This is a genomic window from Dokdonia sp. Asnod2-E02 (assembly GCF_045063915.1).
Classification (GTDB): domain Bacteria; phylum Bacteroidota; class Bacteroidia; order Flavobacteriales; family Flavobacteriaceae; genus Dokdonia.
In genome coordinates this window covers 2153154-2178262 of the sequence record NZ_JBEFNX010000005.1, presented here as the reverse complement: position 1 = coordinate 2178262, position 25109 = coordinate 2153154, and the positions used below count along the sequence as shown (strand labels likewise).

The 25109-nt window shown below is 37.8% G+C and carries 27 protein-coding genes; 18 read left to right on the top strand and 9 right to left on the bottom strand.

All coding sequences use genetic code 11. The annotated features are described in order from the left end of the window. Positions 1–90 precede the first annotated feature (90 nt). Positions 91–1068 (bottom strand): pyruvate dehydrogenase complex E1 component subunit beta, encoded by a 978-nt coding sequence (locus ACJJVM_RS09825; RefSeq protein WP_021778037.1) that lies wholly within the window; start codon positions 1066–1068, stop codon positions 91–93. Between the two features lie 254 nt (positions 1069–1322). Between ACJJVM_RS09825 and ACJJVM_RS09820 the strand changes: the two genes are divergently transcribed. The 4 genes from ACJJVM_RS09820 to ACJJVM_RS09805 all read left to right on the top strand — a co-directional run bounded on the left by ACJJVM_RS09820 (position 1323) and on the right by ACJJVM_RS09805 (position 5231). Then, complete coding sequence (locus ACJJVM_RS09820) at positions 1323–2063, top strand: electron transfer flavoprotein subunit beta/FixA family protein (protein WP_405211559.1); 741 nt, start codon at positions 1323–1325, stop codon at positions 2061–2063. 13 nt (positions 2064–2076) lie between these two features. After that, positions 2077–3039 carry an electron transfer flavoprotein subunit alpha/FixB family protein gene (locus ACJJVM_RS09815; protein ID WP_405211558.1) on the top strand — a complete coding sequence of 321 codons (963 nt, stop codon included), beginning with the start codon at positions 2077–2079 and terminating at the stop codon, positions 3037–3039. Between the two features lie 166 nt (positions 3040–3205). Beyond that, a complete protein-coding gene (locus ACJJVM_RS09810) occupies positions 3206–3820 on the top strand; it encodes a bifunctional nuclease family protein (RefSeq protein WP_021778034.1) in 615 nt (204 codons plus the stop codon). 43 nt (positions 3821–3863) lie between these two features. Then, positions 3864–5231, top strand: coding sequence for a NupC/NupG family nucleoside CNT transporter (locus ACJJVM_RS09805; protein WP_405212196.1), 1368 nt, complete (start codon positions 3864–3866; stop codon positions 5229–5231). Positions 5232–5285: 54 nt separating this feature from the next. Here ACJJVM_RS09805 and ACJJVM_RS09800 read toward each other — a convergent pair whose 3' ends face one another. Beyond that, positions 5286–5666: a hypothetical protein gene (locus ACJJVM_RS09800; protein WP_405211557.1), complete on the bottom strand. Its 381-nt coding sequence runs from the start codon at positions 5664–5666 to the stop codon at positions 5286–5288. A gap of 306 nt (positions 5667–5972) precedes the next feature. Between ACJJVM_RS09800 and ACJJVM_RS09795 the strand changes: the two genes are divergently transcribed. The 7 genes from ACJJVM_RS09795 (at position 5973) to ACJJVM_RS09765 (ending at position 11919) form a co-directional block, all read left to right on the top strand. Then, positions 5973–7277 carry a carboxypeptidase-like regulatory domain-containing protein gene (locus tag ACJJVM_RS09795; RefSeq protein ID WP_299150376.1) on the top strand — a complete coding sequence of 435 codons (1305 nt, stop codon included), beginning with the start codon at positions 5973–5975 and terminating at the stop codon, positions 7275–7277. Between the two features lie 162 nt (positions 7278–7439). Continuing rightward, positions 7440–8264 (top strand): thymidylate synthase, encoded by an 825-nt coding sequence (locus ACJJVM_RS09790; protein ID WP_298353844.1) that lies wholly within the window; start codon positions 7440–7442, stop codon positions 8262–8264. Positions 8265–8288: 24 nt separating this feature from the next. Beyond that, on the top strand, positions 8289–8696 hold the full coding sequence (locus ACJJVM_RS09785; RefSeq protein WP_298353847.1) for an energy transducer TonB: 408 nt from the start codon (positions 8289–8291) through the stop codon (positions 8694–8696). A 155-nt stretch (positions 8697–8851) separates the two neighbouring features. Further along, a complete protein-coding gene (locus ACJJVM_RS09780; RefSeq protein ID WP_405211556.1) occupies positions 8852–9289 on the top strand; it encodes a hypothetical protein in 438 nt (145 codons plus the stop codon). Positions 9290–9420: 131 nt separating this feature from the next. After that, the gene (gene egtB / locus ACJJVM_RS09775; RefSeq protein ID WP_405211555.1) at positions 9421–10590 is read left to right on the top strand and encodes an ergothioneine biosynthesis protein EgtB; all 1170 of its coding nucleotides are present in this window, start codon (positions 9421–9423) and stop codon (positions 10588–10590) included. 37 nt (positions 10591–10627) lie between these two features. Beyond that, positions 10628–11593, top strand: coding sequence for an L-histidine N(alpha)-methyltransferase (locus ACJJVM_RS09770; RefSeq protein WP_405211554.1), 966 nt, complete (start codon positions 10628–10630; stop codon positions 11591–11593). A gap of 44 nt (positions 11594–11637) precedes the next feature. After that, the gene (locus ACJJVM_RS09765) at positions 11638–11919 is read left to right on the top strand and encodes a DUF427 domain-containing protein (protein WP_405211553.1); all 282 of its coding nucleotides are present in this window, start codon (positions 11638–11640) and stop codon (positions 11917–11919) included. 82 nt (positions 11920–12001) lie between these two features. Here the strand turns inward: ACJJVM_RS09765 and ACJJVM_RS09760 are convergent, their stop codons facing one another. After that, the gene (locus ACJJVM_RS09760; protein WP_035325716.1) at positions 12002–12295 is read right to left on the bottom strand and encodes an isoamylase early set domain-containing protein; all 294 of its coding nucleotides are present in this window, start codon (positions 12293–12295) and stop codon (positions 12002–12004) included. A gap of 222 nt (positions 12296–12517) precedes the next feature. Continuing rightward, a complete protein-coding gene (locus ACJJVM_RS09755) occupies positions 12518–13594 on the bottom strand; it encodes an aminotransferase class V-fold PLP-dependent enzyme (protein WP_405211552.1) in 1077 nt (358 codons plus the stop codon). Between the two features lie 64 nt (positions 13595–13658). Here ACJJVM_RS09755 and ACJJVM_RS09750 point away from each other — a divergent pair, with 64 nt between their 5' ends. The 3 genes from ACJJVM_RS09750 (at position 13659) to fabD (ending at position 15576) form a co-directional block, all read left to right on the top strand. Beyond that, entirely contained in the window at positions 13659–14105 is a 447-nt protein-coding gene (locus tag ACJJVM_RS09750; protein ID WP_405211551.1) for a 2TM domain-containing protein, read from the top strand. Then, a complete protein-coding gene (locus ACJJVM_RS09745) occupies positions 14102–14584 on the top strand; it encodes a dihydrofolate reductase (RefSeq protein WP_405211550.1) in 483 nt (160 codons plus the stop codon). Before ACJJVM_RS09750 ends, ACJJVM_RS09745 begins: the two co-directional genes overlap by 4 nt. 107 nt (positions 14585–14691) lie before the next feature. After that, entirely contained in the window at positions 14692–15576 is an 885-nt protein-coding gene (gene fabD / locus ACJJVM_RS09740) for an ACP S-malonyltransferase (protein WP_405211549.1), read from the top strand. Positions 15577–15652: 76 nt separating this feature from the next. On the opposite strand, the gene ACJJVM_RS09735 is transcribed toward fabD, so the two are convergent. Then, the gene (locus ACJJVM_RS09735; protein ID WP_298353874.1) at positions 15653–16114 is read right to left on the bottom strand and encodes a hypothetical protein; all 462 of its coding nucleotides are present in this window, start codon (positions 16112–16114) and stop codon (positions 15653–15655) included. Positions 16115–16357: 243 nt separating this feature from the next. On the opposite strand from ACJJVM_RS09735, the gene ACJJVM_RS09730 reads away from it, so the two are divergent. Next, positions 16358–17128 (top strand): LexA family transcriptional regulator, encoded by a 771-nt coding sequence (locus tag ACJJVM_RS09730; protein ID WP_298353877.1) that lies wholly within the window; start codon positions 16358–16360, stop codon positions 17126–17128. Positions 17129–17185: 57 nt separating this feature from the next. Here ACJJVM_RS09730 and ACJJVM_RS09725 read toward each other — a convergent pair whose 3' ends face one another. Next, entirely contained in the window at positions 17186–17425 is a 240-nt protein-coding gene (locus ACJJVM_RS09725; protein WP_298353880.1) for a hypothetical protein, read from the bottom strand. Between the two features lie 144 nt (positions 17426–17569). On the opposite strand from ACJJVM_RS09725, the gene ACJJVM_RS09720 reads away from it, so the two are divergent. After that, positions 17570–18229 carry a DUF2461 domain-containing protein gene (locus ACJJVM_RS09720; RefSeq protein ID WP_405211548.1) on the top strand — a complete coding sequence of 220 codons (660 nt, stop codon included), beginning with the start codon at positions 17570–17572 and terminating at the stop codon, positions 18227–18229. Here ACJJVM_RS09720 and ACJJVM_RS09715 read toward each other — a convergent pair. Continuing rightward, positions 18226–19440: a 3-deoxy-D-manno-octulosonic acid transferase gene (locus ACJJVM_RS09715; RefSeq protein WP_405211547.1), complete on the bottom strand. Its 1215-nt coding sequence runs from the start codon at positions 19438–19440 to the stop codon at positions 18226–18228. The genes ACJJVM_RS09720 and ACJJVM_RS09715 overlap by 4 nt on opposite strands. 159 nt (positions 19441–19599) lie before the next feature. On the opposite strand from ACJJVM_RS09715, the gene ACJJVM_RS09710 reads away from it, so the two are divergent. Beyond that, entirely contained in the window at positions 19600–20733 is a 1134-nt protein-coding gene (locus ACJJVM_RS09710) for a DegT/DnrJ/EryC1/StrS aminotransferase family protein (RefSeq protein WP_298353889.1), read from the top strand. A gap of 3 nt (positions 20734–20736) precedes the next feature. Continuing rightward, a complete protein-coding gene (locus ACJJVM_RS09705) occupies positions 20737–22014 on the top strand; it encodes an amidohydrolase family protein (protein WP_299151575.1) in 1278 nt (425 codons plus the stop codon). A 103-nt stretch (positions 22015–22117) separates the two neighbouring features. Here ACJJVM_RS09705 and ACJJVM_RS09700 read toward each other — a convergent pair whose 3' ends face one another. Both ACJJVM_RS09700 and ACJJVM_RS09695 read right to left on the bottom strand, forming a co-directional pair. After that, positions 22118–24031 (bottom strand): OmpA family protein, encoded by a 1914-nt coding sequence (locus tag ACJJVM_RS09700; protein WP_405211546.1) that lies wholly within the window; start codon positions 24029–24031, stop codon positions 22118–22120. Positions 24032–24149: 118 nt separating this feature from the next. Further along, the gene (locus ACJJVM_RS09695; protein WP_298353898.1) at positions 24150–25106 is read right to left on the bottom strand and encodes a type IX secretion system membrane protein PorP/SprF; all 957 of its coding nucleotides are present in this window, start codon (positions 25104–25106) and stop codon (positions 24150–24152) included. Between the last annotated feature and the right edge of the window lie 3 nt (positions 25107–25109).

The window sequence follows — 25109 nt, the reverse complement described above, 5'->3', positions numbered from 1 at the left end:
TTCTGTATGAAATGTTATTTTATACACATTAATTAAAAAACCCCTCTCTTAGGTAGAAAGGGGTCAAATATAGTAAGCTTTCGCGAAAGCTTATCTGTACATCACCTTTTTGACAGCCTTTACAACATCATCGCTGTTAGGCAACCACTCTTTAAGTAGTACTGGTGAGTAAGGGGCAGGTGTATCTGCCGTGTTTATTCTTTGTATAGGTGCATCTAGGTAATCAAAACAGTGCTCCTGTACCTGGTGACTTATCTCTGTAGATACGTTTCCAAAAGGCCAAGCCTCTTCAAGTATCACAAGTCTATTAGTTTTCTTTACTGAGTCAAAGATAGCTTGCTTATCTAGCGGGCGTACCGTACGTAAATCGATAATCTCGCAAGAAATACCATCTTCTGCCAGTTGATCTGCTGCTTTGTAAGCCTCTTTTATAATTTTTCCAAAAGAAACGATAGTTACATCTGTTCCCTCTCTCTTAATATCTGCAACACCTATAGGTAATACATACTCTCCATCTGGCACCTCACCTTTATCACCATACATTTGCTCAGACTCCATAAAGATTACAGGGTCGTTATCACGTATCGCTGCTTTAAGTAGTCCCTTTGCATCATAAGGGTTAGATGGTACAATTACTTTTAGACCAGGTGTGTTTGCAAACCAGTTTTCAAAAGCTTGCGAGTGCGTTGCTCCTAGTTGACCTGCAGATGCTGTAGGTCCTCTAAAAACGATAGGACAAGAAAATTGCCCACCTGACATCTGTCTTATTTTTGCGGCATTATTTATAATTTGATCAATACCTACCAGTGAGAAGTTAAAGGTCATATACTCCACAATAGGACGACAACCCGTCATAGTACTACCTACACCTATACCTCCAAAACCAAGCTCTGCAATAGGAGTATCTATAACTCTATCTGCACCAAACTCGTCTAGCATTCCTTTTGAAGCTTTGTAAGCACCATTATATTCGGCTACTTCTTCTCCCATTAAATAAACAGATGCGTCACGACGCATTTCTTCACTCATAGCCTCACAAACGGCTTCTCTAAACTGGATTGTTCTCATATAAGTTACCCACTAGTGGGTTAATTTGCAAAGGCTCTTTAAAGCATCGCCTTAATCACCTAATTAATAATCGTTTTTTACGTAATCACAAAAATAAGCAATTCAGAAACCTCAAAAAATGAGAATTTTGCAAAATTTTACTATGCACGCATAGTAAAATATAGTTTTTTACCTTATTTTTGTAACGATAACGAAATAGTACGAGTTTACGCTTTCGCGAAAGCGTACCTTTATCTTTATAAAAAACAAATTCTATGAAAATATTAGTGTGCATCAGTCACGTACCTGATACGACTTCAAAAATTAACTTTACTGAAGGAGACACCAAGTTTGATACTAATGGTGTTCAGTTTGTGATCAACCCAAATGATGAGTTTGGATTAACCAGAGCAATGTGGTTTAAAGAAAAACAAGGTGCCTCTGTAGACGTGGTAAACGTAGGAGGACCAGAAACAGAACCTACACTTCGTAAAGCACTTGCAATAGGTGCAGATACAGCTATACGTGTTAACACAGAGGCAAAAGATGGTTTTCAAGTTGCCAAAGAACTTGCAAAAGTAGTACAAGACGGAGGTTATGACCTTGTAATCGCAGGACGTGAGTCTATAGATTATAATGGTGGTATGGTACCAGGTATGCTTGCAGGTCTTACTGGAGCAAACTTTGTAAACACGTGTATATCACTAGAAGTAGATGGCACAAGTGCTACAGCTACGCGTGAGATAGATGGTGGTAAAGAAACTGTAACAACAGCATTACCACTTGTTATAGGAGGTCAAAAAGGTCTTGTAGAAGAGAGTGACCTACGTATACCTAATATGAGAGGTATTATGATGGCTCGTAAAAAACCATTAAGCGTTGTTGAACCTGCTGGAGCAGCAACCGAAACTACTGCTGTTGCTTTTGAAAAGCCAGCACCAAAAGGGGCCGTAAAGCTTGTAGACACTGTAGACGAGCTCATCGATTTATTACATAACGAAGCGAAAGCTATCTAAAAAGTACGATAATATGTCAGTTTTAGTATATACAGAATCAGAAAACGGAGCATTCAAAAAAGCTTCACTTGAGGTAGCATCTTATGCAAAAGGTGTTGCAGATATGATGGGAACTTCTGTTACTGCTATTGCAGTAAATGGAGGTGACACAACACCACTAGGAACTTATGGTGTAGATAAAGTTTTAAACCTTAAAGACAGTAAGCTAGACGCATTTAATGCAGCTGCTTATGCAAAGGGTATTGCTGCTGCTGCAAAGGCAGAAGGTGCAACAGTAGTTGTATTAAGCCAGAGCGCAAACGCAAAGTATCTTGCACCTTTACTAGCCGTAGAGCTTGAGGCAGGATATGCATCAAACGTGGTTGCTCTTCCAGAAAGCGCAGCACCATTTAAAGTAAAGCGTACTGCTTTTACTAACAAAGCATTTAACATTACAGAGATCTCTACAGATGTAAAAATTGTAGGTCTTGGTAAGAACGCATATGGTCTTAAAGAAAACAGCGCCCCTGCTGCAACAGAAGATTTTAGTGCAGATCTAGGAACATTTGGTGTAGAGGTTGCCTCTGTAGATAAAGCTACAGATAAAGTTTCTATCGCAGATGCTGAGATTGTAGTCTCTGCAGGTCGTGGTATGAAAGGACCAGAAAACTGGGGGATGATAGAAGAAATGGCAGACATACTTGGAGCAGCAACTGCTTGTTCTAAGCCAGTATCTGACCTAGGGTGGAGACCTCACGGTGAACACGTAGGGCAAACTGGTAAGCCTGTTGCTTCTAACCTATACATCGCGATAGGTATCTCTGGAGCTATACAGCACCTTGCGGGTATTAACTCTTCAAAAGTAAAAGTAGTAATCAACACAGATCCAGAAGCTCCTTTCTTTAAAGCAGCAGATTATGGTATCGTAGGTGATGCTTTTGAAATTGTACCTCAACTCAATGAGAAACTTAAAGCCTTTAAAGCTTCTAACAGCTAGAAATAAACTATTAGTTATATAAAATGAGCTTAAATTATATTTAAGCTCATTTTTATTTACCCTTATCTATCTAAAAGACTGCACATTACATTATAATTAAGATAACAATACGGCAAATCGTATAAACTTCTTAACTTATAAACCCTTTTTCCTATTTTTGCAACTTATGAGCTTAGTGCGTTTAAACATTAAAGGAATCTCCTACAGCCAGACTCAAAATGGCGCGTATGCCCTTATTCTTACTGAACAGGACGGAGAACGTAAGTTACCTATTGTAATAGGAGCTTTTGAGGCACAGTCTATTGCGATTGCATTAGAAAAGGAAATAAAACCACCCAGACCTCTCACACACGACTTATTTAAAAACTTTGCAGATCGTTTTGATATCGTCATTAAACAAGTAATAATACACAAACTTGTAGATGGTGTTTTTTACTCTAGTATAATTTGTGAGAGAGACAAAATAGAAGAAATTATAGATGCACGTACAAGTGATGCTATATCACTAGCCCTACGTTTTCAAGCACCTATATTTACTTATAAAAATATACTTGATAAAGCAGGTATCTTTCTCAAAGGAAACACAAACCCAGAGGAGTTTACAGAAGAGGATGAAGTCCTAATGGATGAAATCATTCTGGAAGAAGAGCCTACATCAAGCGGTGATGATTATAAAAAAATGTCACTTCAAGAACTACACAACAAATTAGAGCAAGCCGTAAATAGTGAAGACTATGAGACTGCTGCACAAGTGCGAGATGAAATCTCAAAACGCAACTAAACAATCTTATATGCGCAAGCTACTACTCACCCTATTAGTATTAATGAGTTCACTTACAACATTTGCGCAGGAGCAATCACAGGCTATGGCAGATGTTATCCCTTCTCAAGGTTTTACTTTTGAGAGTTTTGGCCGTGGTGTACTAGGTATGGTTACTCTTATTGTAATTGCTGTTTTATTTAGCAGCAATCGCAAAGCAATTAATTGGAAAACAGTAGGCATAGGACTTGCGTTCCAGCTTATTATAGCTGTTTGTGTACTTAAAGTTCCTTTTGTAGAAAGTATTTTTGATTTTATAGGGAGCATCTTTGTAAGCATACTAGAGTTTACCCTTGCTGGAAGTGATTTCTTATTTCAAGGTCTCGTGAGTGACACCTCAACTTTTGGGTACATATTTGCTTTTCAAGTATTACCTACCATCATCTTCTTTTCTGCGCTTACCTCTGTGATGTACTACTTTGGAGTAATACAGAAGGTTGTAAAAGCCTTTGGGTGGTTACTATCAAAACTGTTAGGTATCTCTGGAGCAGAGAGTTTAAGTGTAGCTGGTAACATCTTTTTAGGCCAGACGGAAGCACCGCTTCTCATAAAGGCATACTTAGAAAAAATGAACAAGTCAGAAATCTTACTTGTAATGATAGGTGGTATGGCTACAGTTGCTGGAGCGGTACTTGCGGCATACATAGGTTTCTTAGGTGGTGAAGACGAAGCGCTTAGACTTATTTTTGCAAAGCACCTACTCGCAGCCTCAGTAATGGCAGCACCAGGAGCTATTGTAATTTCAAAAATATTATACCCTCAGACAGAAGAAGTAAACACAGACGTATCTGTCTCAAACGATAAAATAGGAGCAAACGTACTTGATGCTATTGCAAACGGAACAACAGAAGGATTAAGACTTGCTGTAAATGTAGGGGCAATGCTTCTGGTTTTTGTAGCATTCATAGCTATGGCAAACGGTCTACTAGGCTGGATAGGTGAAATCACGACACTTAACGGCTGGATAGCTACACACTCTGCATACCCGCAACTATCTCTAGAAGCCATCTTAGGTACCATCTTTGCCCCACTTATGTGGCTTATAGGTGTGGCTAGTGAGGACACAACGATGATGGGACAACTACTAGGTATAAAACTAGCAGCAAGCGAGTTTGTAGGTTACATACAGCTTGCAGAGCTTAAAGACACCACAAACGTTGTACACCTCAACTACGAGAAGTCTATCATAATGGCAACATATATGCTTTGTGGATTTGCAAACTTTGCCTCTATCGGTATTCAGATAGGTGGTATAGGTTCTCTAGCTCCAGGGCAGCGCACGCAATTATCACGTTTTGGTCTTAAAGCACTTATAGGAGGTTCTATAGCTTCACTTATATCTGCAACCATTGCTGGTATGATTATAGGATAGTCAATATTGTCGACTGAAGCTAGTTTTTTTATAACTAACCTGGTTAAATAAGAACTAGACGTTATTACGTTTAACCTTTCTTTTTAACCATTTTATGTAGTTTTCAAGACTTCCCTTATACCACTCACTTGCTATGAGATATTCATCGTCTCCATTTTTGAAAACGCCAGAATAATACCTTGTATAGTTTTTAACCATTCTGTTCTCTTGAACAGAAAATCTATTGTCAATCTTCTTTAAAACTGCATAATTAACATTCAAAGTAATCTTACTATATGTTTCTTCTTCAAGCTTTTGCATTTCAGTTTGTGTAATTAAACCATCACTAATAATTGTTGGCAGTGTAGATCTCACTAAGACCCCAATTTTCAGAGATTTAAGTTCAGCTTCTGACTTATTTATAATTGCAAATACTCTTTCTCTTTGTAAATTCATTTCTCAATATTAAGAATCAATTAATTTAGAATTCATTTTATGAAGGAAATCAAAATAACATAATAAAAATTATATTTCACTAGTAATCAGGTGATTTAATATATATATTATTAATCCCTATACTTTTACTGTTCTGATAATTTAAGTGTTTTACCAATAAACACCTCAATGACTTGTATTTCTTGTAGTAGTTAACACACTTTCACGAAAGCAATCTTTACAACACCCGACAAAAGTGTACTACCTACATTAATTTTTGTCGTATCTTAATGTGGTAGAATAGATTGCATACTAAAAAAACCGCTTATGAAAACGCACAAAAAACTGCTTACTAGCCAGCTCAGATGGCTACTTGCCTTATGCATAATACTAGCATTTATCCCAAGTACTTATGCTCAAAACATAGCAAATTATGTTGAAGTAAAAGGAACAATAGCCGAGTCTGATTCTAAAGATGACATCGCTAAGGCTACCGTTACTCTTATGGGCACTAACCTAAGTACTGTATCAAATAATGAAGGTGAGTTTGCCTTAAAAATACCAGCGACAGATACAAAGAAGCAACTTAAAATTACCGCTCTAGGCTTTAATGAAAAGATTATTCTATTACCAGAAAATCTCAAAAAGCTACTCAAAATTAAACTAGACTACAGCATCATAAGTCTTGATCCTGCAAACCTAGTCGCTTATACAGATGCAAAAGCCCTTGTAAAAAAAGTACTCAATAAACGTAAAGACAACTACCTAGGTGATAAAACCGTAATGACTGCTTTTTACAGAGAGACTATAAAAAAGCGTAGCAAAAATGCATCTCTAGCAGAAGCCGTTGTAAACATTTATAAGCAACCTAATGCAAACAGCAAAAAAGACCAAATAAGACTAGTTAAATCTAGAAAAGACACAGACTACTCCAAACTAGACACCATTGCTCTTAAGCTACAAGGGGGTCCTTTTAGCACGTTATATGTAGACGTAATGAAGTATCCAGAATATATCTTTAGCCCAGAAACGATGGATGCTTATACCTTTAGATTTGGCAAAGTATCAGAAATTAATGGAGAGAATGTTTTTGTCGTCCGTTTTAAACAACGTGGAGAAGTGCTTACACCGCTATATGAAGGGAGTTTATATATAGGCGCAAGCAGTCTCGCTCTTGTAAAAGCCACTTATGCTCTCAAGCTAGACAATACAAATGAGGTAAACGAGATGTTTGTGCGCCGCAAACCGAGTGACGTAAAAATAAAACCTCGCAACATATCTTATGAGGTAAACTATCGCGAGAAGAATGGCAGGTGGGTTTATGGTTATAGTAAAGCAGACCTCTCTTTTGAGGTCAAGAGAAAACGCCGTCTTTTTAAGTCTATATACACGCTCTCTTGTGAGATGGCTGTCACAGACTGGCAACTCGCCACATCAAACACCTCTTGGGAAGGCAATGGCGAGATAGATGAATATATCATTATGGCCGATCAAAATCTAGGTTTTGGTGATCCAGAATTCTGGGGAACATACAATGTGATTGAACCAGAAAAATCTATAGAGTCTGCGATAAAAAAAATACAGCGGAGGCTAGAACGCTCAGAAGATCGTGCCTCACTAGGCGGCAAATAACCTCGGTTAATAACTCATAATAACTAGAAACACCTTTCGTTGTAGAAGACGGCAGGTGTTTTTATTTTGCTTGAACTTTGCAAGAGACTTTTTACGCTTTCGCGAAAGCGTAATCACTACCAGCATAAGCACCTTACAATTATCACTAAGTAAACTAGATGTATGAAACAGTATCACGACTTAATGAAGCACGTACTCGCCGAAGGCAACTTTAAAGGCGATCGCACCGGTACAGGAACAAAAAGTGTATTTGGGTATCAAATGCGTTTTGACCTCTCAGAAGGCTTCCCGATGGTTACTACAAAAAAGCTACACCTTAAATCTATCATCTATGAGCTTTTATGGTTTTTACAAGGTGATACTAACGTGAAGTATTTACAAGAAAATGGTGTGCGCATCTGGAATGAGTGGGCAGATGAGAATGGAGACCTAGGTCCCGTTTATGGTTACCAGTGGCGCAACTGGAATGGTGATGAGATAGACCAGATAAAAGATATTGTAGAGACACTTAAAAAAAATCCTAATAGCCGCAGGATGCTTGTGAGTGCCTGGAACCCATCTGTAATGCCAGATACCTCTGTCTCTTTTTCTGAAAATGTTGCAAATGGTAAAGCTGCTTTACCTCCTTGTCACGCATTTTTTCAATTTTATGTAGCAGATGGAAAGCTAAGTTGCCAGCTATACCAGCGCAGTGCAGATATCTTTTTAGGAGTTCCGTTTAATATAGCTAGCTACGCACTATTTACAATGATGATGGCGCAAGTGTGTGGCTATGAGGCTGGAGATTTTATTCACACCTTTGGCGATGCCCACATTTACAGTAATCATATGGAACAAGTTGAACTTCAATTATCCAGAGAAATTCGTACTTTACCTACTTTAAAAATAAATCCTGAGGTAAAAGACATCTTTGGCTTCACTTTTGATGACTTTACTTTAGAAAATTACAATCCGCATCCTCATATAAAAGGAGCAGTTGCGATATAACCTCAAATTAACCTACTTACAACAATGAAAAAATTATTATTTGCCCTTGCTTTTTTTGCAGCATTTACAACTATGAGTGCACAAGAAGGTGTGTCTATGAGAAAGTCTACCACTCTTAAAGTTGCAGAGGTACCACCTACGTGGCCAGGATGTACTGGGTCTATCAATCAAAAAAACAATTGTTTACGCCAGAAACTAGCAGGACATATTGTTAAGAATTTTAAATTTCCATCAGACTATGTAAAAGGGAAGGTGGCAATTGATATGTTTATAAATAAAGAAGGTAAGCCTGTGATACGATCTGTAAAAGGAGGCTCTCCAGGAGTACAAAAAGAAGTAAAAAGAGTGATTATGATGATGCCTCAAGTAATTCCCGGCAATATGGGAGGAACAAAAAAGGATAGCGATCTTAAACTTGCATTTACATTGTAAGACTGTAAGAACATATACTATTATAAAGCGAGGAGCAAAAGAGATTTTGCTCCTCGCTTTATTTATAGCATTCTCAATAGTAAATAGTTATCGGTGTTTTCCATATTCTCGTACTTTAATAGATATATTTAACACTCATCATCAAAACAACATTTATGAATCGTTTGATAACTATACTCGTACTACTTGTATGTGCCACCTCTTTACAGGCACAATCTTACTCAGACAGCAAAGAATATTTTTATGGTTCACAAGCTGGTGTAAAAGCCTTTGAGCGACCTCCCATCTGGCCCGGCTGTAATTTTAAGAACATACATAAACTGAGAAGATGCTTTGATGAATCTTTAAGTGAGCATATAGCGGCCAATTTTAAAATTCCATATGATCTTATGGAAAAACTAGAATATAAGAAGGTTACAGTAAACTTTTATATTCAAAAAGATGGATCTATTAGAATACGCAGTATAAAGGGAGGAATACCAGAAATAAAAGAACTGGCCAAAAAAGTCATTTTATCTATTCCAGAAATTAAACCCGGAGAACTAGGTGGCAAAAAAGTAGCTGCAGAATATACAATACCCATTACCTATTAGTACGACCTACTTACCGAATTAGACCCGATGCATCACTTGGCTTAAATATTAACATTTTGCCAAATGAGGTCATAAAATTTTACACGCACTCAAAAACCCGTAACTTTATGTGACTTATAATTGTCACTGCTATGATTGTTACAGAAAATTTACTCGAGTTTTTTCTTGAAACTCGACAGCACACAGAGCGCCTGTGTAAACCACTTGAGATAGAAGACTATGTCGTACAACCCATAGTAGATGTCTCGCCACCTAAGTGGCACCTAGGTCACACTACGTGGTTTTTTGAAGAGTTTATTCTAAAACATCATAAAGAAGGTTACACACTTTTTAGCGATGACTTTGCTTTTGTTTTTAATAGCTATTATGAGAGTATAGGTAAGCGCGTTGTGCGCACAGACAGAGGTAATCTATCAAGACCCACTGTAGACCAAGTATATGCTTACAGAAAATATGTGACAGAGGCTCTTAAAGATCTTCTAGAGGGAGACGTTTCGGCAGAGGTGACTAAGTTACTTACCATAGGCATACATCACGAGAAACAACACCAAGAGCTACTCGCTACTGATATAAAATATATACTAGGCAACAACCCACTTATGCCTGTTTATGGAGGAGATATTAGCTTTCGCGAAAGCGTAAAAGAAACCCCGCAATCTCAATGGACTCATATAACCGAAGGTGTGTATGAAATAGGACATAACACTACAGAGTTTTGCTATGATAATGAGCTGGGTCGTCATAAAGTATATCTACACGACTATGCAATATCTAATACTCTTGTAACAAACGGTGAGTGGATAGCTTTTATAGAAGCTGGAGGATATAATAAAACATTGCTCTGGCACGCCGAAGGCTGGGACTGGGTTCAAAAAAATAATATTGAATGCCCTATGTACTGGCATAAAGTAGGAGATAAATGGTATCACTACACACTAGAAAAAGGCTTACAAGAAATAGACGAGAGTGCTTCTCTAGCTCATATCTCATACTACGAGGCATTTGCCTATGCACAATACAAAGGTCTACGCTTACCTACAGAATTTGAGTGGGAAGTAGCAAGTAAACATCTAGACTGGGGAGACCGCTGGGAGTGGACAGAGAGTGCCTACCTACCCTACCCTGGCTATAAAAAAGAAGAGGGAGCATTGGGAGAATATAATGGTAAGTTCATGGTAAACCAGAAGGTCTTAAGAGGTGGCTCTGTGGCAACACCAAGTAGACATACAAGACACTCCTATCGTAACTTTTTTCAAACTGGATTGCGATGGCAATTTACAGGACTACGCCTAGCAAAATAATAGTAAGTTATTACCATACTACACGACCATTACATATATGACACAAACTAAACCAACTATATCAACCGCATTTCATAAAGAAGTTGAAGAAGGGCTTACGGCATTTCCAAAATATCTTTCTTCAAAATTTATATATGATAAGAAGGGAGACAAGCTCTTTCAAGATATTATGGCAATGCCTAGCTACTACCTCACAGATTGTGAGTATGAAATTTTTGAAACACATAAAACTGCCATTGCACAAGCTTTTAGCAGTAAAAGCGGTTTTGAGCTTATAGAACTAGGGGCTGGTGACGGGAAGAAAACAAAGATTTTACTAGAACACCTAGTAACTCGAGGAGACACTTTTACTTATCTCCCTATAGACATAAGTCAGAATGCGCTAGACGGGCTAGAAGAAAGTATGAATAACGATTTACCACAGGTAGATATAAAACCACAACAGGGCACCTACTTTGACGTGCTAGAAGGGCTAGCAAATTACAACTCTCGTAAAAAAGTAATTGTAGTACTAGGCTCAAACATAGGGAACCTTTTACACCCACAGGCTATAGACTTTTTATCAAATATTAAAAAAGCAATGAGCGAGGGAGATTTACTTTTTATGGGGTTTGACCAGAAAAAGAATCCGCAGGTGATACTTGATGCTTATAATGACCCAGAAGGTATTACCGCTGCTTTTAATAAAAACCTACTGCACCGCATTAATGATGAGATGGATGGTACTTTTAATCCAGACCAGTTTAAACACTGGGAGGTTTACGACCCAGAAACAGGCACTGCAAAGAGCTATCTCGTGAGTAAGCAAGATCAAGATGTACGTATTAACGCTCTAGATCTTGATGTACACTTTAATGCCTGGGAGACCATACATACAGAGATAAGCCAGAAGTATGACGACAGCATTGTAGAGTGGCTTGCAAATGAGTCTGGGCTTAATATCATAAACGACTTTGCAGATAGTAAGGGATATTACAAGAACTATTTATTTGAAAAGAAATAAGAGTACGCTTTCGCGAAAGCGTAACAACATTAAAAAAAAGAATTATGAAAGCAATATGGAACAACGAAGTAATAGCAGAAAGTGATGATACAATAGTGATAGAAAACAATCACTATTTTCCGCACGAGGCTATAAAGAAAGAATATTTTAAATCTAGTGATTTACAAAGTACCTGCCCGTGGAAAGGGAAAGCATCATATTACTCAATAGAGGTAAATGGTAAAGAAAATACTGATGCCGCTTGGTACTATCCAGAAGTAAGTGAGCTAGCAAAAAGTATAGAGAATAGGGTTGCCTTCTGGCGTGGTGTCGAGGTAGTAGAGTAATTCTATATTTCTGTAACGTAAAAAAAGCCATTTTCTAACCGAAAATGGCTTTTTGCACTATAAGTTGGGAGAAAACTTGCTATTATAATTCTAAGACACTGTTTTCGGCAGCGGCATAATCATTCCATTGGTAACCATCTGCAGCTTCTTCATTTACCCACTCTCCATCTACTACATATTTAAACTCGTATGACTTTTCTGTAGGGATATCAAAAGTTCCTTTAAAGGTTCCGTTCTTAAGTTTTTTAAGAGGTGTTGTGGTATCCCAGTTATTAAAATCACCTGCTACGGCAACCGTATCTGCCTCTGAAGCAGCAATCGCAAAGGTTACTTTACAAACAGGCTTTGTTTTTAAAAATTTCTTAGTAAGCGCCATAATTCTTTGTTTTTGATAAAGTACAAAGATAGGACTAGAACACTATAAAAAACAGATAATCAGACTATTGAGTGCATTATTCACGATTTAATAATATTGCACCTCTTAAAATTGATATCTAGTAAATCGAAAACGTTTGCAGACATCATAAATTGATAATATGGCGATTAATTAACACCTCACTCACATAAAATTTACAGTAAAAACCACAAAACAAAGGGATTATGACTTAATAACTTCTAGTAAATGTGCTAGATCATCTTCTGTATTAAAGTAATGAAAACCTACCCGCACGCCTTCACCTCGCACCATCGTAAGTATATCTTGGTTTTTTAGTTTTATTATAGTTTGGTCGTCTCCTTTTATATTAAAAAATGTACCGTGACTCTCGCGCTCTGCAATTGCTTTTGAAAGAAGTCCATTTTCTAAAAACATCTCTTTGGCCTTGAGATTTATATCCTTAATTCTCTTATCTATAACACTCATACCAAGTTGATTTATAACATCTATTGCTACACCTAGGCTTCCATAATTGAGCGTGTCTTGGTGTCCCGGCTCAAAACGGCCTAAAAAATTACCTTCTTGAGGCTTATACTTACCTTGTATAGAATTAAAACCCGTTGTGCTAGGAGCAACACGGTCTACAATACTTTCTTTAAACAAGAAAAAGCCATTACCGTACCCAGCATTCATCCACTTATAGGTGCTCGCACCTATAGCATCTAGTGCAGAGTTATCAAAATCAAACACCTCTGTACCTACGTACTGTGTAGCATCTGCAAGAAATAATGTATTAGGATATAGCGCTTTTAAATCTTTAAGAAACCCTTGGTTTATTTTTAACCCATCCAGCCATTGCACAAGTGAGAATGCAAAAATATCTGGCGTATCTTTCTTAAAAGCTTCTGCAACGACCTCTTCAATATTAAAACTAATCTGGGTGTACGTAATATCAAAATCTCTACTTTCAAAAGGCCAGTTTATAGATGGGTAATCTCCTTCTAGCAACAGTACCTTTTTTTGTTTTTTAATCCCTTCAAGTAGCGTATTAAAACCGTATGAAAAATTAGGAACAAGGGCTACTCTATTTGCCTCGCAAGAAAAAAGCTTGCCTACCTTCTCACGCACACTTCCTAGTATCTTACCTTGATTTTCTTTAAGCAAGCTACCTTGTACGAGAAAATCAAGATCGTGTTCTTGCCTCCACTCCATTACTGGCACAGATAGTAAACCAGAAGATGGCGTATTGAGATAGGTATACTGGCTTAGGATTGGGAAGAGTTTGGCAAAATTTTTCATAAGCTATTTTTAAAATGACGTTCTAAAAGGCTAATTTTATATGATTATATAAAGGTCGCATTTTATGGCACTATTCTCAAAGAAAACAACAACATCTATAGACCCAGTTCAAAAAGAACTTATAGAAAACGCTCAAGCTCGCGTAAGGCAAAAGAAAAACCTCTACAGGCACTTTGTAGCTTTTCTAGCAGGAGCAATACTTCTTATTGTAATTAATCAAGTGCTCAATGTGGGTAAAGAGTTTAAACCTTTTGAGACACCTTGGTTTGTATGGGCCATTCTTATATGGACATTCTTCTTTCTCATACATCTCATAAACGTCATTGTAATGAGTAAGTTTATGAATAAGGAGTGGGAACAAAAACACCTAGACAGACTGGTAGCCCAACAAAAACTACGCATCGCAGAGCTAGAAGAGAGTGTGCAAGTATCGCACCCTTTACCAGAAAAAAAAAGTCCAATCTTAACAGATCCAAACACCTCACTAGACAACCAGAATACTCCCCTATGATAACAATGATAGCAGCTGCTGCCGAAAATAATGCACTGGGTAAAAATGGCGATATACCCTGGCATCTTCCAGATGATTTTCGTCATTTTAAAAAACTCACCACAGGTCACCATATTATTATGGGGCGTAAAACCTGGGAGTCTTTCCCAAAACCGCTACCTAACAGAACACACGTAGTCATTACAAGAGATAAGCAATACAACGCACCAGGTGCTACCGTTGTGCATTCCCTAGAAGATGCGCTGGCATATTGTAAGCAAGAGGCTCACACATTTATTATAGGCGGTGGCGAGATTTATAAACTAGGTATGCCATATGCCACCCATATAGAACTTACCCGAGTACATAACGAGTATGCGGCAGATGCCTTTTTTCCAGAAATACCAGAGAGTGAGTGGGAACTTGTAAACAGTACCTTTCACGATGTAGACGATAAACACAAAAGCGGCTTTACTTTTCAAAGCTGGAAGAAAAAGTAGAGCAAAGAACTTATACGTAGTTTTGAGTACGCTTTCGCGAAAGCGTATATCTCCTCATTGAGTCTCTCTCATTTTGTACTTTTGCACCTACTAACGAACATAAACTTATGAAAGCATATATATTTCCGGGTCAAGGTGCTCAGTTCTCAGGAATGGGATTAGACATTTTTGAAAAATACCCAGATGCTCAAGATCTTTTTTTAAAGGCAAATGATATTTTAGGTTTTAATATTACTGATGTAATGTTTGAAGGATCTGCAGAGGATCTTAAAGAAACTAAAGTAACACAGCCTGCTATCTTTATACATTCTATAGCACTTAAATCTGTAATGACAGATTTTGCACCGGCAATGGTTGCTGGTCACTCACTGGGAGAATTTTCTGCCCTAGTAGCAAGTGGCGCATTAAGTTTTGAAGATGGATTAAAGCTTGTGAGCCAGCGTGCCCAAGCTATGCAAAAAGCTTGTGAGATACAGCCATCTACTATGGCAGCCGTATTAGGCCTAGAAGACGACGTGGTAGAAGAAGTGTGTGAGCAAACGCCTGGAGTTGTGGTAGCGGCAAATTATAATTGCCCAGGCCAGCTTGTAATATCTGGAGAGATAGAGGCCATAAATAAAGCTTGTGAGACTATGAAAGAAAAAGGTGCTCGTAGAGCGCTTGTGCTTCCTGTAGGAGGAGCTTTTCACTCACCTATGATGGAGCCAGCTAGAGAAGAACTAGCGGCAGCTATAGAGGCAACAAGTTTTAAAAACCCTGTTTGCCCTATATATCAAAATGTAACAGCAACTGCTATTACAGATGCTAGCCAAATACAGGCAAACTTAATAGCACAACTTACCGCTCCAGTAAGATGGACACAAACCATACAGCAAATGATTGCAGATGGAGGTATAGAATTTATAGAAGTAGGTCCTGGTAAAGTGTTACAAGGACTTATGAGAAAAATAAATAGAGATGTAGCTGCAAGCGGCGCAGTTTTACCTGAATAGATTCTATTTATTTTAGAGCATAAAAAAAAACCAGCCACAAGGCTGGTTTTTTAATATATGATGGTTAAAGATCTTCTTAGTGACCTGTTGCCTTCTTTACTTTATCTACAGCTCCATTTGCAGCATCTTTAGTAGCATTTGCAGCATTGTTTGCAGCGTCTTTAGTTGCGTCTACAGCATTGTTTGCAGCATCTTTAGTTGCATCAATAGCGTTGTTTGCAGCGTCCTTAGTTGCATTTGCAGCATCTTTTGCTCCTTCTACTGTTGCATCTGCAGCGTTTTCGATAGCGTTTCCTGTTGCATCTACAGCATCTCCAGCAGCGTTTGCAGCGTCATTTGCAGCATCTTTTACAGAGTTACCAGCGCTCTCAAGAGCATCACCAGCACTGTTTACAGCATCACCAGTTGCGTTTGCAGCATCGTTTGCAGCATTTTCAACAGCGTTTCCAGCTTCATTTGCTTTTTCTTGTACTTCTCTACAAGAAACTGCTCCTACGATAAGTGCTAATGCAGCAACATTTAATAATAATTTTTTCATAATACAAAATTGTTTAGATAGTTGTGAGGTGCAAATTTAACATAATTTCACATTTAATCATCAATTATTGATTTTAACTGTAATCTTAAACCGATAAAAAACACAAAATAACCGATTAATAGCTACTTACAACTTTTGTTTTTAAAATGTTATGTTCATTATACGTTCAAAGTGCTGAATTAGATGTTTTTATGATAAATAAATAAAATTTGGAATTATTCCTAATTTTCATACATTTACCGTATGGGAACAAACGACTTACCTTCTGAGATACGCAGATTTAAAGAAATACGAGAAGATCACGACTTCACACAAGCAGAGTTTGCCGAAAAATTAGGCATAAAAAACAGCACTGCAGATATTGAACGCGGTCGAACTAAACTATCTGGGCAAGTTATTACTGAGCTCTTGCGTTTATTCCAAATAAACCCTTTATGGATATATGGGTATAGTAACCAGAAATATCTTAACCCAGATAAAGGAGATATAAGTCCTAAAGTTGTCATCGTAGACAAGGAAGATAAAGAGAATATGGTACTGGTTAATCAAAAAGCAGCAGCTGGTTACCCAAATAATATAGCAGATGTAGAGTGGTATCAAAACCTACCTGCTTTTGACTTCCCTATTCCTCAATACCGTAATGCTACTTACAGAGGTTTTCAAGTAGAAGGTGATAGTATGTTGCCTAACTTTAGACCAGAAGACTGGGTACTTGCAAAGGGTGTAGAAAGTCTTGAGTATGCTAGTGATAATAAAGTATATGTCATTGTAATGCAGGATGCTGTTGTAGTTAAAAAATTACAGAAGCTTCCAGATTCATCCAGAGTACTACTCATCTCTATTAATGAGGAGTATGCACCTTATGAGGTAGCTGTAAGTGATATACAAGAAATATGGCAAGTAAATAGTAAGCTCACTTTTAATCTAGATGAAGGTAGTAGCAACAATTTACTTAAAGAACTACAACAGTCTATGCTTGAACTCAAAGCACAAATGACAGAATTTAAAGCATAAAAAAAAGGATAATACAATCACTTGTATTATCCTTTTTACGTGTTGTTATAAAACAGATTAATGGTCTGTCTTTATCTTAACAGCGCCATCTTCATCTACCTTTACTTTGGTCTCAGAACCGTTTGCATTTTCTGTTTTTAATTTATAACCGTCGTCTGTATTTTTTTCCTTTATCTCAACGGCATTTTCTTTTGCTTCTTCTATAGCCTGCTCTGCCTCTGTTTTCTTTTCTTTACAAGAGGTTAATGATACAGCCATAATACCTAGAGCAATTGCTCCTATTTTTAATGTTTTCATAATCATATTGGTTTAGAGTACTACAAATGTAGATTGATTAATAAGGCTTCACGCACAAAGCTTTACCAATAAGCTCTAAAGTTACGTTAACATTTGCCCCTCATACTTACTATATAACCTAAAACTGTTAATTTTAAAGTAAAAATGAACTTTCAAGATACCTACGACTTTCTCGAAAAACTTGAACAAAACAACTCCAAAGAGTGGATGGACGCTCATCGCAAAGAGTACCACCATATTAGAGACAACCATATAAACTGGCTCAACAAACTTAATGCGAAGCTGGCGGAAGTAGATGGAGCGTATTTCGACACGCCTGGTAAAAAAGCTATAAACCGTATCAATAACAATCTAATGTTCCACCCTAATAAGCCTATTTATAAAGACCATATAGGCGCAGGACTGGATCAAAGAACTAAACAAGGGGATTTTTATATAGAGATAGGTCTTAAACACAATCTTGTAGCCGGTGGTTACTGGAAGCCTAAAAAAGAAATACTAGATAGCATACGCGATGCGATAGATTATAATGGCGAAGAACTCAAAGCTATATTAGAAAAACCAAGTTTTATAAAAACCTTTGGTAAATTATGGAATCAAGATAAACTAAAAACCGCACCAAAGGGTTTTTCTAAGGACCACCCACATATTGACTTACTTAGATATAAAACATTTGCGGTGGAGACTACGCTTTCGCGAAAGCAAGTTTTATCAAAAGATTTTGACGCACTACTTATTGAAATGTATAAAGAGATGCTACCTTTTAGAAGATACTTAAGAGAAGCCGTATCTGTGCTTCCTTAATTACTCTCTTTGAGATAATCTATGACAGCTCGCGTGGCCCCAGTATTACTATTTACAAAATGCCCTGCGATCATACCCGTCTGTGCTCTAAACTTATCATCATTGAGTAGTTTATTAAGTCGCTGGTCAAATTGATCTTGACTCGCCACCGCATATAATCCAGCAAGCTGCTGGAGTATTTTTGCCTCGGGAAATTTGTCAAAATGAGGACCTATAAGAATAGGCACTCCAAAGGTCGCCGGTTCTAAAATATTATGTAATCCCGTATTCCCCATAGCACCGCCTACATAAGCTACATCTGCATAACTATAGATTTTAGTAAGAAGTCCTATCGTATCAACTATAAGTACATCACAATCTTTTAAAGTATTTACATCCATTGTAGAGTAACGAGCGACTCTAGCGGTACAAGCTCCTATAAATACTGATATTTTCTCTTCTTTAATCTCGTGTGGAGCTATAATAAATTTCGCCTTGCCTTTGTGATTGTTTATGTAGTCTATAATTAGTTTATCATCTTCTGGCCAAGTGCTTCCACATACCACACAGAGATTATGTTTCTTAAATTGTGACACAAAATCAAGCGTATTATCCATTGTAAGCTGCTGGCTCACTCTGTCAAAGCGAGTATCTCCACTTATTGTATAATTTTGAAATCCTAGCTTTTCTAAAGCTTCGGCAGAGTTTTGATCTTGCAAAAAGAAATGCTCAAAACTCTCTAGTGATTTGATCATCCATTTTCCATAAGGTTTAAAAAAAGGCTGACTTTCTCTAAAGACCCCAGAAATCAAAAAGGTTCTAATCTTTCGGCTTTGTAGCTCTCTTAGGTAGTTAGGCCAGAATTCATATTTAACAAAAAAAACTGCCTCTGGTTTTATGGTATCTAAGTAGGTACAAACGTTTGATGTGGTGTCTAGTGGTAGGTAGATGGTCGCTTTCGCGAAAGCGTTATTTTTCTTTATTTCATATCCAGAGGGAGAGAAGAAGCTTATCACCCACTGGTGGTCTGGATAGTGCTCAGTAAGGGCCTTTAATATAGGTACACCCTGCTCATATTCTCCTAAAGAAGCGGCGTGCATCCACAAAGTTTTCTTTCCTGTTATGAGCTCCGCATTTAAAATCTTGATAGTATCCTTTCTACCTGTAATAGACTTTTGAAGCTTTTTATTAAAATTTCCAGCAAGCGGTAATACAGCCTGGACTAACTTCATTAATAAAGAATACATTATATGCATAGGTTCAAAAATACACTTTGTAATTAAATAGGTCTGAGTAGGAGATGGAGATTTTGTATTTTTGTTTCCAATAAAATTAGTGACATTTATTAATAACTTAATATAAAAAGGCAACCTGCCTTTCAAACTTCTAGGATGAAAAAAATACAAATGGTCGATCTTCAAGGCCAATACGCAACAATAAAAGAACAAGTAGATAATAGTATTGCAGAGGTGATTGCAAATACCGCTTTTATAAATGGTCCTGAGGTTAAAAAATTTCAAACCGAGCTTGAAGAATATCTAGGCGTAAAGCACGTAATACCCTGTGCAAATGGTACTGATGCGCTTCAAATTGCAATGATGGGATTGGGTCTAGAACAAGGAGATGAGGTCATCACGGCAGATTTTACTTTTGCAGCTACTGTAGAGGTGATTGCCCTTTTAAAACTTACCCCGGTTCTTGTAGATGTTGACCCAGTAGATTTTAATATCGACGTAGAAGCTATTAAGAGAGCTATCACACCAAAAACGAAGGCTATTGTGCCTGTTCACCTTTTTGGTAGAGCAGCAAATATGGATGCTATTATGGATCTAGCAAAAGAGCACAACCTCTTTGTTATAGAAGATAACGCACAAGGTATAGGTTCAAACTACACAGGTCGTGATGGTAAGAAAACAAAAACTGGAGGAATAGGTCACGTAGGTACAACATCGTTTTTCCCTTCAAAAAATTTAGGTTGCTATGGGGATGGCGGTGCAATATTTACAAATGACGATGACCTTGCTCATACCATAAGAGGTGTGGTAAATCACGGTATGTACGTACGATACCACCACGATGTAGTAGGGGTAAACAGTAGACTGGACTCTATACAAGCAGCAGTTTTAAGAGCAAAACTGCCACATCTAGACTCATATAACAAAGCGAGACGCGATGCTGCACGCAAGTATACAGAAGCCTTTATGAGTAATAAAAAGATTATTACGCCTATAGTTTGTGATAGTTGTGATTGCCACGTTTTTCACCAGTATACATTACGAGTAGTAGACACAGATCGTGATGCTCTTGTAGCACACCTTAATGAGAATGGGATACCTTGCGGCGTGTATTATCCTATCCCACTGCACAGCCAGAAAGCTTATAAAGACGAGCGATATAATGAAGCAGACTTCCCCGTGACTAATGCCATTGTAAAAGATTGTATCTCCCTACCTATGCACACAGAACTAGAGGACGACCAGATTGCTTTTATAACTAAAACCGTGATTGACTTTGTAAATAAATAATCTATGAAATATACGCTATCCCTTCTACTTGCTTGCTTTGTGAGTATGACCACTTTTGCACAAGAGACGTTACTACATTGTGGTAAAATAATAGATACTCAAAATGGCAAAGTTTTAAAAGAGCAAACTATTACCGTACTGGGTAATCAAATTGTGAGTATTGAGAAGGGGTACGCTTCCGCGAAAGCTGGACAAAAAGTAATTGATCTTAAAACCAAAACGGTAATGCCTGGCTTTATAGATATGCACGTGCACATAGAAGGCGAGACAAACCCGAAACAGTATCTTGAGACTTTTACTAAGAATGAGGCAGACATAGCCTTTACAGCAGCCGAAATTGCAGAAAGAACATTACTCTCAGGCTTTACAACAGTAAGAGATCTAGGCGGCTCTGGAGTAAATGTATCCTTAAGAAATGCTATTAACTCAGGAACCACTCGAGGTCCTCGTATTTATACCGCCGAAAAGGCCATAGGAACCACAGGAGGCCACGCAGATCCTACTAATGGTTTTAAAAAGGTCAATATGGGCGACCCTGGTCCAGCCCAAGGTGTTATAAACAGTGTAGATGACGCAAGAAAGGCGGTAAGGCAACGCTATAAGAATGGCGCTGACCTTATAAAAATCACAGCCACCGGAGGTGTTCTTAGTGTGAGTAAAAATGGTGATAACCCACAATTTAGACAAGAAGAGGTAGATGAGATTGTACGCACTGCAAAGGAGTACGGAATGCACGTAGCTGCACACGCACACGGTAAAGAAGGGATGCAACGAGCTATTAAAGCGGGTGTACAGACTATTGAGCACGGCTCATTTATGGATGAAGAAACGGTGCAGCTTATGAAAAAACACAACACCTATCTCGTACCCACCCTATCTGCAGGAAAGTATGTCGCTGCCAAGGCTAAAGTAAAAGGTTACTACCCAGACATCATCATACCTAAAATTGAAAAGGTAGATGCTACGCTCAAAAAGACATTTACAATGGTTGCAAAATCTGGAGTAAATATTGCTTTTGGGACCGATGCGGGCGTCTTTCCTCACGGTGAGAATGCAAAGGAGTTTAGATATATGGTAGATTATGGATGGAGCCCTATGTTTTCAATACAATCTGCAACTATTACAAACGGGAAACTTTTAGATATGGAAGGTAAACTAGGTGTACTAGCCCCAGGCTACCTCGCAGACATTGTAGCTACAGATGATGACCCTACACAAAACATAGCAACCACAGAAAGTGTCTCTTTTGTTATGAAAGATGGATTAATCTATAAGCAATAACAATGTAAGACTCAAGAAAATTAACTAGACTAGGTAAACATTACCCATAAAAAAGCCTCGCTCATTTCTGAGCGAGGCTTTTTTAATTAAGTATAAATGACTTTTATTTTGCCACTATAATAAATTCAGACCTTCTGTTAAGTTGGTGTTCCTCTTCAGTACATTCTATACCATTACCACAAGCATTAGTAAGTTGTGTCTCACCATAACCTCTACCTGTGAGTCTTGTTTTACTTATTCCTCCTTGTTCTACTATGTACTTTATAGTAGAAATATTTCTGCGCTGAGATAGACTCATATTATACGCATCTGGAGCTCTACTATCTGTATGTGATCGTACATCAATCTTAAGACTTGGGTACTCTGTCATAACAGCAATTACCTTCTCAAGCTCTAAAGCTGCATCTGGACGAATGTTGTGTTTATCAAAATCAAAGTAGATAGGATTAAGCTCTAGTGTCTTTGCAAGATCATCGCCTAACTCAACTTTTAATGGTGGTTTTAAGTATAAATCTCTGTTTAAAACTAGCCCTACCTCTGATGTTGTATTTACTATAGCCTCTGCTGGCTCATAAGAAGACTTGCTAGCACGCACTATGTAAGATGTATTACAATCTACATCTGGAAAGCTAAAACGTCCCGCATTATCGCTTATTTTAGTCCCTACTACTTCATTTGCGATGTTACGCAACTCTACCGTAGCTTGAGGTAGTATTTCGTCTGTTTTTACATCCATTGTAACTCCAGTAATGTTTTGAGCACAATCTGTCAATAGTTTTTTCTTGCGCACAAAGCTATAGATGTCGTCATTCCCTAGACCTGTAGCACGATTTGACGCAAAGTAACCCGTACCTCTTTCTTCACTAAGAATTAATCCAAAATCATCTGCACTACTATTTACAGGCTTACCTACATTATAAGAATTCCCAATACTACCATCAGATTCAAGTTGTGTTACGAAAATATCTAGACCTCCTAAACCAAGGTGACCATCAGATCCATAAAACAGCTTATTGTCAGAACTTATAAATGGAAAAGTCTCTCTACCTTCTGTATTTATATCACCACCCAAATTAACAGGCTCTCCATAAGTACCATCGTCATTTATAGTCACCATCCATAAATCACTTAATCCTTTTGTACCAGGTCTATCTGATGCAAAGTATAAAATGTCTTCATTTGGGCTCAATGCTGGATGGGCTGTAGAGAACTCATCACTATTAAAAGGAAGTTCTACTGGTGTAATCCACTCACCATTTACGCGCTCACTTCTATATAACTTGAGCTTAGTTGTTCCTTGCTCATCTCTTTTTAATTTTTTCTTTTTAGTGTAGTTATTTCTGGTAAAATAAATAACATCTCCACTCTCTGTAAATACAGATGTACTCTCGTGATATGGCGTGTTTACCTTTTCTGCTAGGCGTTCAACTTTTGGAAATTTATCTCTTGGAACATCTACCACAAATAAGTCTAAGAATGGCTGCTCATTCCAGTGGTGTATGTAATCTCCAGTTCTACTCTCACGATTTGAAGAAAAGACAAGGCGCTCACCATAAAAACTTGGCCCAAAATCTTGTAACTCTGAGTTGAAGTCTACGCGACCTACACTATATCTTCCAGACTGTGCTTCTATTTCTTTAAGGTAATCTCGTTCTGCCACATAGCGCTCTGCTCGCGTATCGTCGCCATTAAGTTTATTAAACTTTTCCATTTGAGCATCTGCGAGGTCATATTGTCTTAGTGTTTTTAAGGACTGAGCATATCTAAAATAATACTCAGGACTTACAGAACTACCTTCCTCTAAATTATTAAAGAGCTCTCCGTACCACTTTGCCGCTTCTTTGTAATCTGCAGTTAAGTAGTAAGCATCACCTAGTTTTTGCAAAATTTCAGGTGACGTAAATCCTCTCTCTGCTACGCGCTTATATAGGTCTCTCGCGTTTACAAAAGCATACTCGTCAAAATTTTCTGATGCTTCCCTAACCTTTCCTTCTTGTGCTGTAACATTTAGGCACATCGAGCATATAATTAATGCGAATAGGTTTTTTAGTAATCTTAGTTTCATACAAAATAATTTTAGTCGGCTCAATAGCTGTTTACGCTTTCGCGAAAGCGTAATAGTGTTAATATACTAATTAGAAGAATCTAGGGGAAATCAAACGCTTAGGCTTCTTTAAAATTTCAAATCTTAAAAACACCTCGTAACTACCGTCGTTAAACTGTTGTAACTCGGTAGTCTCACGATCGTATGCAAAACCTATCATTAGGCCATCTGTAACCTGAAAACCTACAAGACCACTTAAGGCTGCACTCCATCTATAAGCTGCACCTAAGGTTAACTTATCATAAATCAAAGCATTTGCCGTAAGATCTACTTGTAGCGGTGCTCCCGAAACCCACTTTGCTATAGCAGCTGGTTTGAACTTTACATCTTGTGAGATATCAAAAACATACCCAGTAGTTAAGTAATAGTTGATACGCTCTGTTGCTAAGAAGGTTGCATTAGGATCATTTGTGTTTTGACTATCGTCAAAGTGGTCTGTCTCCAATAAATTAGGAGCACTTAAACCAGCATAAAAACGATCTGTAGAATAGAATAACCCTACTCCTACTTGTGGAGAAAACTGATTGTCAATATTGTTTTGAATAAGTGCATCACCGTTTTGAAATGGTGAAGCCTTTGAATAGTTTACATCTAACAAGTGTACTCCTCCTTTTATTCCAAAACTTAATTTACCAATGTCTGATGTAGGAATTGAGTAACTAAACGCAAGATCTACATAGGTCTCACTGGTAATAAAGATATCATCTTGTACTATGTTAAGCCCTAAACCTACACGTTGAGAATCTCCTATAGGAGAATGGATAGAAGCTGTTTGTGTACGAGGAGCGCCGTCTAGACCTACCCACTGACTTCTGTGAAGCCCTAATACACTAACACCACCTCGAGAACCCGCATATGCTGGGTTAATACTCAAAGTATTGTACATATACTGAGTGTACTGTGCATCTTGCTGAGCGTTTACCTCGACTGCGCTCAAACTTAAGATGAGCAATGACACAACCAATATAGTGTTAAAACATTTTTTCATATT